Source organism: Paenibacillus sp. FSL H8-0261, assembly GCF_045040645.1.
GTDB lineage: Bacteria > Bacillota > Bacilli > Paenibacillales > Paenibacillaceae > Paenibacillus_AQ.
This window is the reverse complement of record NZ_CP150297.1, coordinates 1625718-1642981: the sequence shown is the minus strand read 5'-3', so window position 1 is coordinate 1642981 and position 17264 is coordinate 1625718. Positions and strand designations below refer to the sequence as shown.

Genomic DNA, 17264 nt, shown 5'->3' with positions numbered 1-17264 from the left:
TTACACCATTTTACAACTCCGACACAATTGACAACTATACTAATACTAAAGGTGTTACCCCCCATAATCATAGGAAAACACACGAAAGATCCAGGAATTCCCTATGTCTTCCCATGTATAAAGACTTCTTCATAGGTAATCCAATACTATTCATTAAAAAGATTTCACAATATGGACGATTACGAATGATCTTTTTTTAGATATGCGCATACTAAGCTCCATATTTTGAAACTTGCGCCAAGTTGAATCGTAAGTTTGAAGATAGGTCCTGAAGTCTACTGATTTGACGAACTGATATACCATACTTGTGTAGAACACGCAGTTATGTGCACTTATGCAGTAAATCGAAGCTTATGAGACCTAAAAAAAGACACAGCACAGCGGAGAGGAGCTATCATTAGTGGAGTATTACCGCAAGAATGTAACAGACAGTTTACAGGAAGTGCAGAGTACAACTAACGGGCTTACGTCGGCAGAAGTCGACAAACGACTGGAACGTGATGGTTACAATGAATTAAAAGGAAAGAAAAAAGATCCCCTCTGGAAGCTTTTTCTTGAAAATTTCAAGGACCCTATGGTGGTCGTACTGCTTATTGCGGCCATTGTCCAGATTGTTATGGGTCAAGTTATGGAGTCGCTTATCATTTTCCTCGTGTTGATTCTCAATGCAGTTATAAGTGTCATCCAAACTCGTAAAGCGGAGAGTTCACTTGATGCCCTGCAGCAGATGTCGGCACCCGAGGCTAAAGTGTTGCGGGATGGAGCCTTAAAAACCGTCCCTGCCAGAGAGCTTGTTCGCGGTGATATCGTATTACTGGAGGCTGGAGATTTCGTACCTGCCGACGGCCGTATCATAGAATCGGGAAGCTTGAAGATCAATGAAGGCATGCTGACCGGAGAATCCGAAGCTGTAGAGAAGCATACGGATACCATCGCGAAGGAATCTCCACTCGGAGACCGTCGTAATATGGCGTTTAGCGGTTCATTCGTTGTATATGGCCGTGGAACTCTTGTAGTAACAGGAACTGCACTGACAACCGAAATCGGCAAAATCGCTGAACTCATTGAGAGTGCCGAAGCCAAGCAGACGCCACTACAGCGTAAGCTCGAAACCTTTAGCAAGCAGTTGGGTGTAGCGATTATCGTGCTGTCCGTTTTGATCTTTGCCATCCAAGCCGGACGTGTTTGGCTGTCGAATGATACAGTGGATACCACGGAAGCCATCCTGAATGCCCTAATGTTTGCAGTCGCTGTGGCAGTCGCCGCTATTCCTGAAGCTCTCTCCTCGATCGTAACGATTGTCTTATCCGTAGGTACGAACAAAATGGCTAAGCAACATGCGATTATTCGTAAGCTGCCAGCTGTCGAAGCACTTGGATCAACCAGCGTCATCTGTACGGACAAAACCGGTACTCTGACCCAAAATAAAATGACGGTTGTAGATTACTTTTTACCGGAAGGTGATCGTGATCAATTCAATCAAGAGCCCGAAGAATGGTCTGAGGAAGCCCGGCGCCTCCTACACATTGCCGTGCTTTGTAACGACTCTAACATTAATGAAGATGGTAAAGAACTAGGCGATCCAACTGAGGTGGCACTTATTGCCTTCAGTAACAGCATGAATAAAGATTACAAGGAAATACGCGACAATTTCCCTCGTGAAGCCGAACTTCCTTTTGACTCGGATCGCAAGCTAATGACGACCTTACACACTTTTAACGGACAAAAAGCAATGATTACTAAAGGCGGACCAGATGTACTCTTTAGTCTTTGTACGCATGTACTACTAAGTGGACAAGAAGTGCCGATGACACCGGAAGTTCTTGATCGTTTCATTGAAGCCAATGAGGAATTCTCCAGCAGAGCACTACGTGTACTTGCCTATGCTTACAAAACTGTACCAAATACAGTCACTGAAGTGGGGCTTGAGGATGAACAAAATCTGGTGCTCGTAGGCTTGACAGCTATGATTGATCCCCCTCGGGAAGCTGTCTATGGCGCGATCGCAGAATCCAAGAAGGCTGGAATTCGGACCATCATGATTACTGGTGATCATAAGACAACCGCACAAGCGATCGGACGTGATATCGGCCTTATGACCGAAAAAGAAATTGCCGTAACCGGTCAAGAGCTTGATGCCATGTCCGACGAAGAATTGGATAATAAGCTTGAGCAGATTGGTGTGTACGCCCGAGTCTCTCCGGAGAATAAGATCAGAATTGTCCGGGCGTGGCAGCGAAAAGGCAAAATCACAGCTATGACCGGTGATGGTGTAAATGATGCGCCTGCCTTGAAGCAAGCAGATATCGGTGTTGCTATGGGCAGTGGAACCGATGTTGCTAAAGATGCGGCTGCCATGATTTTGACCGATGATAATTTTGTATCCATTGTGAATGCTGTATCTGTGGGCAGAACGGTATTCGACAATATCAAAAAAGCGATCGCCTATTTATTTTCAGGCAACCTGGGTGCGATTATCGCCATTCTGTTTGCCCTGATCTTCGACTGGATTAATCCCTTCACAGCGATTCAGCTTCTATTTATCAATCTGGCGAATGATTCACTGCCCGCCATTGCCCTTGGTATGGAGAAACCTGAACCTAACGTGATGAATAGAAATCCAAGGGAACTGAAGGAAGGTATATTTGCCGGAGGAATGATGCAGGCTATTATTACCCGTGGTCTACTTATAGGTATAGCCGTAATTATATCCCTGTATATCGGACTCCAGCATTCCCCTGATATGGGCGTGGCTATGGCATTTACAACCCTGATTCTGTCTCGTACACTTCAGACCTTTGCCGCTCGCTCGAACAGTCAAACAGCTATTGAAGCTGGGTTTTTCAGCAACAAATACGTCATCGGAGCCGTTTTGGTCTGCTTTGCCTTTTACGGGATTGCGGTTCTGCCAGGAGTTAGAGAAATCTTCTCGATTCCGGCTTCATTCGGAATGTCCGATTGGCTGATTGCAAGCGGTCTGGCACTCGGCGCCGTCATCCTAATGGAATTGACGAAGGTTATTCGTAGAGCGTTTACTCCTAAATCAGCTTCTTAATCACAATTGAACAAAAAATCAAAACAGCGATTCTCCAAGGATGGAGAATCGCTGTTCTTCTGTCATTTACAGATCTGATTCAAACATCCGTAATATGATCGAAATATCACGTAAATTTTAATATTTGACTATGTATTCACAACATTCATCCCCATGAACATTACATTTCACTTCCCGGACGGAAACTCGTTTCCCACGTATTTTGCTAAGTGCTCCTTCGATAATGGCCCCCTCTAGGTCACATACCATTTTCCCTTCCATAATAGGTAACCCTTCGCAGAAACAATCGTGTACTGCAATTGACATTCCCTTGTCATCTTCATGGGTTATTATTGGGATCCCTATCTTCATTTGTTCGAATAACCCGAATAGTTCATTAACTGAGGTAACACCAAACTCTTCCCCAATTTTCCTTCCTATGGTCAACGTTGTGCCCTTACCATTCATGGGTAACGCTTGGTATAATCCAATAAGTCTAATCGTTCTGAAAAGCTCTAAGGGTACAGCATCACCCAAATTTTCTCTCCTTATTTTTTTCATATCTGTAAAAGTAAAATGATCCATGCAAGTAACCTCCAAATTCTTATGTGATTTATATTTTAAATTTAATTGATATATTGAGTATAAACGTATCCAATAAATGCTTTGTGATCCTACGCACTTCCTATCTCTAATGATTGGAAGAACAAGGGTTAAAAATCATTATTTTATATTCTGACACTTGACTGTTAGCGCTTCATCTACGATAATTACAACCTCACCCAAAAAACTGGGACTGGAAGAAAATTGATTTTGAAAAGAGGCGGTCGTTATTAGCTGGTTAAGTGATCTATATAAATTACAGAAGCGGGAGCTAAAAAAGGACATCGAACCCTCTTTAGTCAATGCCATCTTTCGGATGTATGATAGATTTCCCAGGATTGGACTTAAAGAGCGGATCGGCCAGCAAGATATGTCTCTGGATATCGCTGATGCTTATATTAATGGTAGAAACGCAATGATTGAAGCTGGTGTCGGCATCGGTAAGTCCTTTGCATACCTCATTCCCAGCCTGCTCATTAACCAGGTCTCAAAGCAACCGATCATTATTGCAACATCCTCCATACAACTTTCAGAACAGATCCATAAAGATCTGAGATTCATCGGAAGCCGGCTCGGATTTACATCGGTTCGCTCCGTAGTCGGAAAAGGCATGGGGCAATATGCTTGCCGATACAGGGCAACAGACCTGTTACAACCTGATGATTCAAGCTCTCCTCTATCTACGCTAGCCCAGCGTATTGTGAATTATGACATTGATGAGAGAGCAGATATTAAGGGCGGGGTTAGTGATGCAGTATGGTCTAATGTTTGTGTGAATGATTGTAAATTTGAACGATGCCATTATAAAAGTACATGTTCATTTTACGAGATGAGAGCGAAGATTAACGCCGACGCCAGCGACATGGATTTTATTATCGTCAACCAGGACCTGCTCATCCGTGATTTGATCAAGAAAAAAGAAGGAACGAAGGGATTAATCACTGAACGGCCAGCTCTGATCGTAATTGATGAAGCTCATAATCTGGAAGCAAAGGTTAGAGATGCTAGAACGCTCGAGTTTACATACCGGGGAACCTGCCGTATTCTGGATGACACCTTACAGATTCTCTTCAAGCAATCCGCAGATAACGGCCTTTTGCCGCAATTTAAATTTTTAAAAAGATGCGTGGGTCATATTTTCAAACAGGTAGAAGCGGATTTGCTGCAAACAGCCAAGCAGGATAATGACCGGATAAAAGTGTCGGAGATCACAGGGATTCCGTTAAAGCGGGGGGCTCAGGTTTTGAAAGAGTTTAACCTCAGCTTATCCGTCTTAACTTCCAAGCATGAGCGAGAGATCGATAATCTTTTTGAAGCTATGAACGGACTTATAGATCTCTTTGATGTACTCGCCGGAGTCCAGGATAACTACTTGATTTGGGGAAGCAATACCCAGCGTGAGGCCACTATTAGTATCTGTCCTAAAGGCATAAGCCAGTTCCTAAGATATAGCTTATTTAACGGGAAAACATCTGTTATTTTAACGTCAGCAACCATGTGCCAAACCGGAGAAACACTAGAGGAACAATATGCATATCTGACGCAGTCGCTCGGTTACAAGGGAGATTATATGGAGCGCCAGGCTTCGCCGTTTGATTATGACAACCACACCATGCTGTATATTGCTAAGGACATCCCTTACTATAACCATCAAAACAAGGTAGGTTATCTTGAAGCTGCATACAAGGAAATGCTGAGGCTCTGTAATTTAACGGACGGACGGACATTGGTTCTTTTTTCAGCGAAGGAAGATATGAAGTACATTCATAATAAGTTAAAATCCGAGAAGCTTGCATGGGCGGTGCATGTTCAAAGAGAAGGATCGTCTCAGGACGGGGTGATCGCTGAATTCCGTGGCAGTAAAGGCGTCCTTCTTAGTACCGGTGTATTCTGGGAAGGCGTGAACATCGAAGGTTCTGATTTGTCGCAGTTAATTATTTTCCGTCTGCCCTTCCCTGTTCCTTCCGATCCTGTCTATGAATATAAGGCATCTTTGGCGAAGGATCCCTTAAATGACGTTTTTGTACCGGACATGCTGCTTCGGTTAAGACAAGGAACCGGGCGACTGATCCGTAGTGAGACTGACCTTGGTGTACTCAGCATACTTGATTCCCGTCTGTCTGCTGCTGCGAAAAAGGATTACCGGGATAAGGCATTGGAATCTTTACCATTTAAAAAGGTTACCGAGGATTTTAGAGTGCTGGAGAAGTTTGTAAAAGAAAAAGAGATACAACTTAGCGTTAAGTAGAATAGGCTGTACCGTCCTCTAAGGAACGCGTATTTTTGAATAGCGATACTGTGTATCGTTTGGATGATCCTTTTCAGCATAAAAAAAACAAACAAGCCTGAAGAGCTTCTGTGCCAGGCTTGTTTATTTTTGCTGTATCAGCTCTCCGAAGCTGATGATCCATTTATCATCCTTCATTCAATCATTCAAATTGTTCGTAGCCTCAAATGTGATAATCATTTACCCAAGGCAAAATAACCATCACGCTAGTACCTACCTGAACTTCTGAATCCACCTTAATTTGTCCCCCATACATTTCTATTAATTGTTTACAAATTGATAATCCAATTCCTGTCCCTTTTTGCTTGGTTGTAAAGAATGGGTCAAATATTCGATTTAGTTTATCCAGTGGAATTCCTTCTCCATTGTCTTTAAAAATAAGGATAATTTCGTTAGTCTCATTAGCGGTGCTAACTGTAATGTCTATTCTGCCTCTAAACGCTGTGAATGAATCGATACTATTTTTTAAAATGTTAAGGATTACCTGTTCTAGTTGAGAGGCGTTTCCATACGTCATTACTTTCTCTAGAGAATACTCCACGGAAAGAATAATATCATCACTAAGTATGAGTTGATTCACGATGTTATTAACTCTATGTATAACCTCGATAACGTTATATACTACGCCGGTATTTTTCGAACTATCTCCTTTTCGAGCCAGTACTAGGAAGTCCGTTACTAATCCGTTCAGAGCATCAATCTCTTTGATGGTTATATCCAGATACGCACGCAATTCATCCGCCTTGATCACCGGTTCATATAGCCTGTTATTTACAAGCTGGGCAAATCCTTTAATCGAAGCAAGCGGATTCCGTATTTCATGTGCCATACCAGCTGCCATTTGTCCCATAACAGCAATTTTTTGTTCATGCAAATTGTCAATCTGTTGATTTTTATTAGATAAATACCCCTTTGCAAAGCCCGTAAAACCGGTCCAGTTGCTTTCCATTAAACGATTATAAAAAAACAATCGAGTCGTAGAATCATCTTCCATCTCTTCAATGATCTTAAACATCATATTCTGAGCGATTAAGTTTAAATCCTTGCTCATTTCAAGTAAGATATCAAAATGATCACCGAATATTTCTGCTGTATAAATCCCTCGCTCCACCCCCTCTTTTTCTAGTAGGTTTAGGTATTGGTCGTAACCATAGGAATCCAAGAACAGTGCCTCTATCATACTCATTAATATCGTGCTGAATGTTGAATCTAACAATTCCTTATGCGTCTCTATAAACCAGGCGGATTCGATATTTTTCATAGTTATAGAATGATAATGCCTATCTAAAATAATTGGAACAGCTAGGGTTAATGACGAACGTAATGCATTTGCTCTATATGACATTTTCATCCTCCCTCTTTGTTGTTTTGTATTCAATATATATGTATATTTTCCTGCTTCAAAAGTAACAGTAAGTCACTATATTTCACAAAACCAATAGTTTTACTTAATTAATAATTATAAGCGCTATAAAAAATGCAACACCCCAAGTTATTCCGCCTGTAACGGAATGATTTGGGGTGTTGATTACTTGTATGATAAATCTATATAACCAAGGGGAGCTTGTTAGCCCCTACTTACCTTCAAAAGGCTAACCTTCCTCATACTAGTATAACTATGCAATTGAAACGATAATGTCTTTGTACTATCAAAAAAGCATTTGATCCAGGATCAAATGCTTTTTACGTTGCTCCTTGGTTATTCAAACAGATCATTCACGGAACGAATAGGCTTCACATCCATCGATTCCTTCGATGCGGCTAGATTCAAATACACTCCTACCCAGATGATTGCGCATAAAATGATATAAACCATCTCTTTATCCCCTCCCTTGCGTGGGTTTTATCAGCAATCTATTAATCGTCTCTGTACTCAAAAACATCAATGTTAGTAGGGAAAATACTATGAACCAGAGCATCGATGGAGCGATGGAAAATCCAAGTAGCGCAACCGCAGTAAGGAAACAACTGAACAATGTGATTCTACCCGTACCCAGACGCTCGACCATCCTTTTGCTGAAGAGACTGGACACGATGGTCCCTCCCGCAATGATCATGGACACGATACCTGCCGAGCGGAGTAAAGAGTCAGGAAGTCCTAGACTGATAAAAGCCAGATATATAATAATCAAAAACCAGGTAGACAAGCATGCTTCCCCCTCGTGATAAAAATGATTCGTTGCACGCGTAAAGAAATATATTTATACACTTAATAAATATACTTTATAAAGTCTATGTATGAAGTATGCGATATAAGTATTCCTTTGTCAAGCAACCCATTCACTGATCTGGAGCCGTATCATTAGTGTGCAGTGCATATCAGCAATTGGATCAATACTCATATTGATTACCTAAAAAAAAGAGGCTTGTGCCATAAGTCATTCATCTCATGACTTATGGCACAACCTCTTAATGGAGCTCGACCAAATCCGGCTCCAATGACTTCAATGTCAACCAGCGCAGGCCGGCCTCGAAGTCTTCTTGAAATGTATCTTGCATAACAATCTGTGGATAAATGGGCATTGGATGTCGAAGCTGATAAGCTTCCCAAGCAGATGTCCAGATTTCTAATTCCACCTTATCCTGATATATTACAATTTTGTCCGGAGCAAGAACAGCATTCAGGGTTTGGATAATCCGGCAGGCAGTATCAATGAACGTGTCCTTGCCCATCTCGAGACTCCAGTCAGGCATGTCGGGCAGGAATTTTATTTCCCCTGACATGCCCTGATTACCTTTAAGGATCTTTCCATTCAGATAGATACCCATGCCAGGTGGGTACCTGTTCGGAAAGTAAAGACCAAGCAAGTACTGTTCCTCTTCCTCTCCCTGGTTCATGCAATATCCGCTGATAGCTGCATTAACGTCATTTTCAACCAAGATAGGCAACTCAAATTGTTGCTCAATCTCTTGAATCATCCGTGAGCCAGTCAGCTCATGGTGGCTGCTGACTTTAATTTCGCCGTTGACAACCTGTCCCGGAATGCCTATGCCAATAACCTTGATAGAAGGATACAAGGCTATAGAGTGTTCAATAATATCACAAAAAAATTGTCTTTCGAAGACTGGAATGATATGTTCATCCTTCGCCAGAATCTCGTTCTCCAAATTCACAACGGTGGCTGAAATCAGTACCTGTCCCTCTTTATCCTTCAGATAAATAACCAGCCCGAGGCTGAAGTTGTAATTGTAGCGATAAGTTTGTGCTGGCCTACCGCCGTTTGATGGTACAGTCAAGTCTTCGAACAGCTCACCTAACTCGTGCAGCTCCTTGACTAATGAGTTTACTGTTACGACGCTCAGTTTGGTCAGTGCTGCCAGCTGGGGTTTGGTGGCTGTATTTATACGTTTCATCACTTGACGAACGTTGTTAAGATTAATTTCCTTCATTAAGTTGGCGTTTGCTGTTCTCATAAGCCCCCCTGCTCGATGAACGTATGGATCAATTCATCAGGTATTCCGTTTAAGTATGATTGTACCTTAATGTCGTCTAGTTTTCATCTTCATACCTTAAATACGACAGTGTTAACTATTATATCTCGGGGTCCATATTAACAAAAAAGCAACCTCCTTGTTGGCAAGTTGCTTGTAAAACGACTCTATCGTGAATCTCTAATTATCATCTAAATTAACGATAGCGCCCGATGGAAATTAAATCCTCCATGTCTTCTACTAGCTATCTTTAGCCATTAGAGTTAATTCTTTAATCCAGTCAAAGTGATTCCTTCTACGAAATATTTCTGACCAATCAGATAAAAAATGACGCCCGGCACAAAGGACATGCACGTAGCCGCCATCGTCAGTGACCAGTCCTGCTTGAGTTGGCCTCTAAAAGCGGTCAGTCCCAAGGCTATCGTATACTTATCGCTTGAGTTTATGTAAATCATCTGTTGAAGTAGATCGTTCCATAAACCGATAAAGATAAATAATGCGACGACGATCATTGCAGATTTAATTGCCGGTATAATAATACTGAACAAAATACGGAAATATCCAGCACCATCGATCGTTGCTGCTTGATCAAGCTCTCTCGGAATAGACATGATAAACTGCCTAATCAAAAAGATATTAAAAGCGCCACCGCCACAGAAATAAGGCAAAATCAATGGTAGATAGCTATCATGGATTCCTAAGCCCCTCGTCCACCCAATATATAGCGGAATGAGTGTAACCATTGCAGGTAAAAGCATCGAACCGACACAAAGTGCCCAAATCAATTTTTTGCCCCAAAAGCGCAGCCTTGCAAAGGCATAACCGCATAAAGTGGCTGTAAAGGTTCCTGCCAAACAGGCGGGTACAATAATAATCATGGTGTTCCATAAATATTTCCAAAACTTAAATATCTCTAGCGTTTCTCCATAGTTTGAAAACAACCAATTTCCTGGCAGCAGTGAAGGTGGATATTTGTATATCTCGGCATTCGACATGAGCGATGTGCGAAATATCCACCAGATCGGAAAGAGCACGAGTATAGTAAAGAAAATGACAGCGACAAACGAGATCAGGTTCATCCATTGAGTATTACGTTTTTTGCTCTTTAATCTTCCGTATGTGGCTACACTCATTTGTCATCGCCTCCTTCATTAAAGATCCATAGGTTGGAGGTTTTGAATAATACACCAGTAAAGCCTGCAAGAATAACAAAAATAACTAACGTTGTCGCACAAGCATACCCTAACTTGTAATTTACAAATGCTTGATCATACATTAGATAAGTCAAAAAACGTGAAGAATTACCCGGTCCGCCATTAGTTAATGCAAGAGCCGGCGTAACGATCTGGAGATTAGCAATTAAACTCATTAACAAATTGTAAAAAATAATGGGTGACATGCATGGCAATGTGATGTGCAAGAATCGTTTCCATCCGTTGGCACCATCCATTTCAGCCGCTTCATGATAGACGCCCGGAACATTTTGAAGTCCAGCTAAGAAAATAACAATTAAGTTTCCTGATAACCAGATCGAAATCAAGGATAGAGAAGGAACCACATAGCTGGAATCAGCGATAAAAGAAACTTTGTTCAAACCAACCTCGGAGAGCAAAAAGTTGAAAAAGCCAAAATTAGCCTCGTATAGCCAGGACCATCCTACGTATATTGCAGCTGCCGGCAAAACGTATGGAACATAGAAAATCGCTCTAAAAAAACCTCGTGCCGGAATTTTACGATTCAGAAGCATTGCGATAAAAAGTGAATAAATCATACTTCCAACTACTGATAAAATGGCAAAGTAGATCGTTGCTATAATGGAATCTTTAATATAAGGATCGGTGGTAAATAGATTTATGTAATTCTCGATGCCCACGAACTTGGGTTTCGCCAATCCTGTCCAATTCGTCAAGCTGATTCCTAGCACCCCAACAAGAGGCAGATACGTCAGAAAGATCAGCCCGAGGAAGGCAGGAATCAACAGGATATACGCAACGCGTGCCTCACTTGAATTAATGCGTGAACGGCGCTTCGGAGATTTATTAATAGTTTCCATTTTTCTCTCCCCACCTGATGATCAAAATATGGCCGCCGCGTGTGTGAGCATAGCAGCGGCCATCCTTCCAGACCTTAGTTACTACCTTTATTCGAAGCTTTCAAAGCATCGAGGTTTTTCGTGATAGCGTCCTTAGCAGTCGTCTTTCCAGTCCACACATCCCCTAGAATCGATCCAAGCAAGGTGTTAAACTCCGTCGTATGATTCGTGTAGAACCACGATGCTGGTTTCACAGCAGAAGATTGAGCATAATCAACTACTGCAGATTTGTATTCTTCATAAGCAGGGAAGTTAGGGTTCTCCACCCATTTACGGGTAAGGGTTTCATCCGTATACCATTTTTCCAGCGTCGGCATCCAGATTCCTGAACTAATGAGTCCCCAGTTATTTTCTTCAGAGTTGTACCACTTCAGCCATTCCATCGCTTCTTTTGGATGCTTAGTCTGGGAGAACACGACATTGGCTCCACCCGTGTTGAGGGTAACCTTATCCTTCATGTAAGGCAATACAGCAACGCCATAGTTCAGGCCTTCTTCCTTGGCCTTATTCAGACTAGTTCCCACGTTCCACGCACCGTTAGTAGCCATGGCGACAGTTCCCGCGATAATGGTTCGTTGAATACCATCATCAGTCTGTCCGACAGACAACGGAGCAACATGATCCTTCAAGTAAAGATCTGCAACCTTCTGAATTCCCTCTATACTGGCGTCTTCTCCAATTCTCACCTTAGTCCCATCACCCGAATAGAACCCCCCGCCATTACCAAGCGCCCAGGTCTCGAGCTGCCATGGTAAGTTCTCAACGGATGCGCCAAACTGAACAATACTCTGCTCGTTAAAGCCACTCTCATCAGGATGTTTATCATTTTTATCAATGGTCAGCTTCTTCGCTGTTGTTACAAATTCGTCCCATGTCCACGCTTTATCCAAAACGGCTGGAGGATAGGGTACACTGGCTTTGTCGAACATGTCTTTATTGTAATAGAGGAGTAAGATTTCATTGGCAGCCGCATAGGCTACGGTTTTCCCTTGATATTTGTAAGCTAAGCTATCCAGTGGTTTGCTGTCGCTTCCTTCATACATTGTATTCACATCATTCAGCATGCCTTGGGTAGACCACTGAACGACACCATCTTCCCTGAGCATCCCTGTATCAGGCAATTGCTCTGCCGTTGCCATTGTATTCAGCTTGGTCATGTAGTTTTCCCAAGGGATCGCTTGTACTTCTACTTCAATTCTGTCTTGAGAAGCATTAAATTTATCCGCCACTCCCTGGGTTACATTTCCCTCTTCCGCACTTCCCCACATCGAATAGATAATCTTGACCTTCTCCTCAGGCTTGGAAGTTGCGTTCTCGGATGCTTTGGGTGCATCAGTTGCCTCGGTTGCTGTGTTTGTCTCGTCTTTCGCACAACCAATGACACTTAATGCTAGTGCAGTTGAAAGAATACCTACCCCGAATACTTTACCTACTCTCAATTCCCTCTCCCCCTTCATAATTACTTAGATATGTCTAACCGTTTGACCCCCTAAGTAATTGAGTTAAACGTTTAGTACCAACTTTTTTAATAATTTCAACCTTTGCTTCGAATCCGAAATTTTGACCAGTGGATACGACATTTAATATCGTGATTTTTTTAAAAAAAGTGGTATAGAGTATTCATGAACTTGGGATGTTTTTATGAAGTAAGCGCTTTATTGATATTGTGTCATGATTTTCCATTAGGGAAAATAGCATTTTTCAACCTGATTTTTAAATATTTCAACTTTAAAGATTCATCTCTTTCATAGCGGCAGAATCAGCGGATCAAAATATTCACTTGCAGTAACGTTAATAAGCAGAGCCGCACTCCTACCCCAACGGGAGAAGCACTGCTCTGCTTATTTAGCATTTTTACACATAAGCTGCTATATGCAACAAATGAAACTCGTAGTTTCAATCTTAAGATCGACTTCTTAAGAAGAGCCGCCAATTTTAGCCGCTCTCCCATTAGTTCCATCATTCTCATGTTAATTCGTAATTACCCATTTTTGTCGATCAAGAGTAGGATCAAGCTCGCTTAGAGACAGTGTCGACCCATCCGCTGATACTTCCAGCGCTTTCTTATGATGAGCAGAAATAATACTTACGGTACCATCATCATTTTTGTGAAAAATCCAACGCTGATTGTTATATCCGAGATAATGGTATAACTGAATTTTATTTTGCCCTGTGTCGAGATCAAGCGCCTGACCGGCTGTTGTACGAATGGAATAGGAACCTGCATCATCCCCCGTCGGCACGATTACCCACTTCTGATCCGTAGAAACATTCGCATCCTTCAGGGTAACAGCTTCACCATTTGCAAGATTTGCTGTATAGAGAGATTTCTGTAGTTTTGCATTTACTAGACTGGATGTGGTCAAGTTGGCAGGTGTTTCTCCGCTCACGTTAACGTTTTGATATGAAGCATATCCGCCAAATACATGTAGTCCAAAGCGACCTTCTGCAAATGTGCCGTCCTGGAGGTCGATCACTTTCTGCCCATCCACATAAACTACAATATGCGGGCCCTTCGCTTCGATTTTTACTTTATAGGTTTGACCCGGCTGAATGAACGTCGGAACTTTCGCCAGTATTTGACGCTCTTCAAAACGGCCTTCGATTTTATAAAAGAGACGTACGGACTTCATATTCGGATCCAGATTTAAGTAGTATCCGCTGCGTCCATCTTCGCTGGCGCGGAACAACATAGAGCCTGCTCCCCCGGATTTCCCTAACATCATATCTGCTTCATAAGTAAAGTCTCCAGCCTGCTTCTCTGCGATATAATTCGCGTCACTCAAGTAATTTCCACGAATTCCATTTTCACTAATGACCCAAGAAGCTGCAGATAGATCTTTAGTCCACCCACTTAAGTTCGTATGAAATTCACCATCAGTTACCTTAACTAATACGCTTGTTGATGTCTTCCCATTTGGAGTAGAGACAGTAATGATAGACTCGCCTTCTTTTTTTCCTACAATGGTTGCCTGTGAGTTATCTGCCATGTTTAGTTCAACTACATCTTTGTTACTGGAATTCCATTTCAGCGGCTGTGCACCATTACCTGTTCCATTCTCTACCATTGCCAAGAGTTTGTCGCTTTGCCCCTTGCTCAGTTCACGATCATTTGTATCCATCATTATCTTGGTAGCGGAATTGGACTCCTGATTCCATACAGAGCCTAACCGATTCACCTTCAGAGATACGACCTTTACGTTGCCTCCATTGGTGTAAAAGCTCAAAGCTCTGCTGGCTGGATCCGGGAAAATGACGTCAGAGAAAACAACTTTACCGTTGTTGCCAAAAACCTCAACAGAAGACTCGTCTACAAGGATACGCATCTTAACACGCTTATTCTCCGTTTGCATTGGCGCTTCATGTCTTGTACTAAATAAACTCGAAAAATCCGTCAAACCAGATGCAGACCGATCCACGAAAATCTGACTCTCACTAGGTTTATATCCAACTACCGTTTTCTGACTTCCACCTACACGAACGTTAAAACCAAATTCACTAACCTGACTACCTGTTGGAATTTCTACTTCAGCTTCAATCTCGTATGCACCAGAGGTAACCCCTTTCAATAGATTCTGAGAAGAAGGACTCACCTCTTTGTTAACAGTAGAATACAGCTGACTACGCAGCAATTCCAACTCCTTGATCGGACTTTGAGCGAGCTGAATCCCATCTTTTGTCGTCACTAATGAGACTTCTCTTGGGATTGACAGTACGCCCTTCCAATGGGTCGTTGGGAAAGCAAACGGATAGTCCCAGTTTGTCATCCAAGCCATCATTACGCTGCGATGATCTGGCATGTTCGAAAAAGACATTGATGCATAGAATTCTTTTCCAAAATCAGTTCGCAATACTTTCCCTGCCGGATTATCATTAACGAATTTACCTTCCGCTGTTAAATGACCCACAAAATATTCAGCATCTGATCCGCCTGTTTTTGGATTCGCTCCTGTACTAATCATCAGAACCCATTTCTTCTGTGATGTTCCGTCTACCGAAAGTTGAAGCAAATCTGGACATTCCCATACACCGCCGCGAACATAATCCCCGTATCCCCAACTATCTGTCAGGGTCCAATCAAGTAGATTCGTTGAAGTAAAGAAACGAATATGATCTCCACCGGATACAACCATTACCCACCTGTTATTGTCGTTATCACGAATCACTTTCGGATCACGGAAATCCCAACCTCCAGGCTCATCTCCATTATCGCCGGGATTTCCAATAACAATTGGACGTTCCTTGGAATATTCCCAAGTACGACCTTGGTCCTTGCTGTATGCAAGACCGATACGCTGATTCCCATTCGGGCCATCGGGATTATAGGAAGTGTAGTAGGCAATTAGCCCCTTACCTCCTGAATCCCCGAACAAGCCTGATGCATTCGTCAAATCTGCCACAGCCGATCCAGACCAGACATGTCCATGATCATTCCACGGTAGCGCAATCGGAAGCCGCTTCCAGTTCAGCATATCTTTACTGACAGAATGTGCCCATGTGCCTCCGTCCTGATGGAATAGATGATATTCTCCTTCGAAATAGACCAGTCCATTCGGATCACTTGCAGAACCACGAATTGGCGTATAGTGATATTGAGGACGATATTTTTCATTATAATAACTGCTAGCATCCGTCACATAAGTATCCTGGAAGTAAGCCGTTCCTTGTTTAACGACGATTCCTGCATATCCATCGGTGTAGGTTTTATCTGTTAGATCGATTGCAGCCGGGGTGTATCCGTCTAGGAAGACCTGAATTCTGTTTCCACTTGCCTTTATCTCTACGTGATGTTTTGCTCCGGTCTGACTTGGATAGGTATGCTGTGAACTTGCAATGTCTGTTCCGTTAGCTTTCGTCAAGCTTACACGGACCTGATTTCCTTCCTTCGTAAGGGCAGCTTCATATCCCTTTGTTCCATCAGCCGATGAACGAAAGGCGAGCGCTGCAACAGAATCAGGACGAAGAGATATATTTCCTTCATATACAAAATCAGCAGCTTTTTTGTTATAAATTTGCTGTGACTTACTCTGGTTTACTACCATTCCTTTTTTGCCGCTGATATTAGGCTGCCATTGTCCTTGATTTGTAACCACAGCACCTAGATTTCCTTTCAGATCACTTACGATTATGTTTTGGAACAAAACAGAACCATCCCATACATTGAGTCCTAGCTTACCTGTACGATACGCGTTATCCTGAACCTCAATTACAGGTTTATATGCATTGTCCCAATATACTTTCAGCGATGACCCCTCTGCTTTCACCTTGAGATGATAGATTTCGCCTACCTTGACTGTAACTTTTCGCTCCTCTTTTAATTTCCCTTCACCACCACTTGCGTCTTGTAAACGAATCATACCTGCATTCGGTACGATTTGGAGCATGTAGGAACCCCAGCCATCTTCATTAGAACGGAACAATAAGGTCGCATCAGCTTGCATATCCTTGATCATGACGTCAGCTTCATAGATAAAATCCTCTGACACCGTTTCGGAGATTGCCATTACATTTTCTTGTGGATCGGAAGTCAGTAAGATTCCTTCAGGAGTATCCACCAAGTTACCTTTTCCTTTTATTTGCCAACCTGTCGAATTCGTTTTTGTATTGGTTACGCTTTCAAAAATAGAAAGTCCCTCCTTAGCTCGTTTGCTTACCTCATGTTCAGCGAGCGCAGCCCATCCAGTCCCGGGATTTGCTACATAAATGCCTGCTGAAGTCATTACAAGTCCTGTTGCCATAAGAAAGCATATTGCGAATTTTCCTTTATTTTTCATCTTCTTTGCCCTCTTTTTCTATCATTAATATTGAAAAACAAG

General features: G+C 42.4%; 9 protein-coding genes and 1 pseudogene. 2 read left to right on the top strand and 8 right to left on the bottom strand.

Features of this window, described 5'->3' with window-relative positions; all coding sequences use genetic code 11:
- The first annotated feature begins 400 nt into the window (after positions 1 to 400).
- A complete protein-coding gene (locus tag MHI27_RS07255) occupies positions 401 to 3055 on the top strand; it encodes a cation-translocating P-type ATPase (protein WP_405175927.1) in 2655 nt (884 codons plus the stop codon).
- A gap of 117 nt (positions 3056 to 3172) precedes the next feature.
- On the opposite strand, the gene MHI27_RS07250 is transcribed toward MHI27_RS07255, so the two are convergent.
- The gene (locus tag MHI27_RS07250) at positions 3173 to 3619 is read right to left on the bottom strand and encodes a V4R domain-containing protein (protein WP_405175926.1); all 447 of its coding nucleotides are present in this window, start codon (positions 3617 to 3619) and stop codon (positions 3173 to 3175) included.
- A 334-nt stretch (positions 3620 to 3953) separates the two neighbouring features.
- On the opposite strand from MHI27_RS07250, the gene MHI27_RS07245 reads away from it, so the two are divergent.
- Positions 3954 to 5885, top strand: a complete 1932-nt coding sequence (locus MHI27_RS07245) for an ATP-dependent DNA helicase (protein WP_405175925.1) — start codon at positions 3954 to 3956, stop codon at positions 5883 to 5885.
- A gap of 202 nt (positions 5886 to 6087) precedes the next feature.
- On the opposite strand, the gene MHI27_RS07240 is transcribed toward MHI27_RS07245, so the two are convergent.
- The 7 genes and pseudogenes from MHI27_RS07240 to MHI27_RS07210 all read right to left on the bottom strand — a co-directional run bounded on the left by MHI27_RS07240 (position 6088) and on the right by MHI27_RS07210 (position 17222).
- Positions 6088 to 7269 (bottom strand): sensor histidine kinase, encoded by a 1182-nt coding sequence (locus MHI27_RS07240; protein ID WP_405175924.1) that lies wholly within the window; start codon positions 7267 to 7269, stop codon positions 6088 to 6090.
- A gap of 547 nt (positions 7270 to 7816) precedes the next feature.
- A pseudogene (locus MHI27_RS07235) lies at positions 7817 to 8071 on the bottom strand (MFS transporter); the annotation flags it as partial.
- 262 nt (positions 8072 to 8333) lie between these two features.
- Positions 8334 to 9314 (bottom strand): ROK family protein, encoded by a 981-nt coding sequence (locus MHI27_RS07230; protein WP_405176700.1) that lies wholly within the window; start codon positions 9312 to 9314, stop codon positions 8334 to 8336.
- A gap of 305 nt (positions 9315 to 9619) precedes the next feature.
- Positions 9620 to 10489, bottom strand: coding sequence for a carbohydrate ABC transporter permease (locus MHI27_RS07225; protein WP_341061450.1), 870 nt, complete (start codon positions 10487 to 10489; stop codon positions 9620 to 9622).
- On the bottom strand, positions 10486 to 11409 hold the full coding sequence (locus MHI27_RS07220; RefSeq protein ID WP_076284357.1) for a carbohydrate ABC transporter permease: 924 nt from the start codon (positions 11407 to 11409) through the stop codon (positions 10486 to 10488). Before MHI27_RS07220 ends, MHI27_RS07225 begins: the two co-directional genes overlap by 4 nt.
- 74 nt (positions 11410 to 11483) lie before the next feature.
- On the bottom strand, positions 11484 to 12887 hold the full coding sequence (locus MHI27_RS07215) for an ABC transporter substrate-binding protein (protein WP_405175923.1): 1404 nt from the start codon (positions 12885 to 12887) through the stop codon (positions 11484 to 11486).
- Between the two features lie 531 nt (positions 12888 to 13418).
- Positions 13419 to 17222: a GH32 C-terminal domain-containing protein gene (locus tag MHI27_RS07210; RefSeq protein WP_405175922.1), complete on the bottom strand. Its 3804-nt coding sequence runs from the start codon at positions 17220 to 17222 to the stop codon at positions 13419 to 13421.
- Between the last annotated feature and the right edge of the window lie 42 nt (positions 17223 to 17264).

What these genes read in the sequence shown, in the direction of transcription:
- MHI27_RS07210 (WP_405175922.1), bottom strand. Translation starts at nt 17,222, where the DNA reads ATGAAAAATAAAGGAAAATTCGCAATATGCTTTCTTATGGCAACAGGA.
- MHI27_RS07240 (WP_405175924.1), bottom strand. Translation starts at nt 7,269, where the DNA reads ATGTCATATAGAGCAAATGCATTACGTTCGTCATTAACCCTAGCTGTT.
- MHI27_RS07245 (WP_405175925.1), top strand. Translation starts at nt 3,954, where the DNA reads ATGTATGATAGATTTCCCAGGATTGGACTTAAAGAGCGGATCGGCCAG.
- MHI27_RS07225 (WP_341061450.1), bottom strand. Translation starts at nt 10,489, where the DNA reads ATGAGTGTAGCCACATACGGAAGATTAAAGAGCAAAAAACGTAATACT.
- MHI27_RS07230 (WP_405176700.1), bottom strand. Translation starts at nt 9,314, where the DNA reads ATGAAGGAAATTAATCTTAACAACGTTCGTCAAGTGATGAAACGTATA.
- MHI27_RS07250 (WP_405175926.1), bottom strand. Translation starts at nt 3,619, where the DNA reads ATGGATCATTTTACTTTTACAGATATGAAAAAAATAAGGAGAGAAAAT.
- MHI27_RS07220 (WP_076284357.1), bottom strand. Translation starts at nt 11,409, where the DNA reads ATGGAAACTATTAATAAATCTCCGAAGCGCCGTTCACGCATTAATTCA.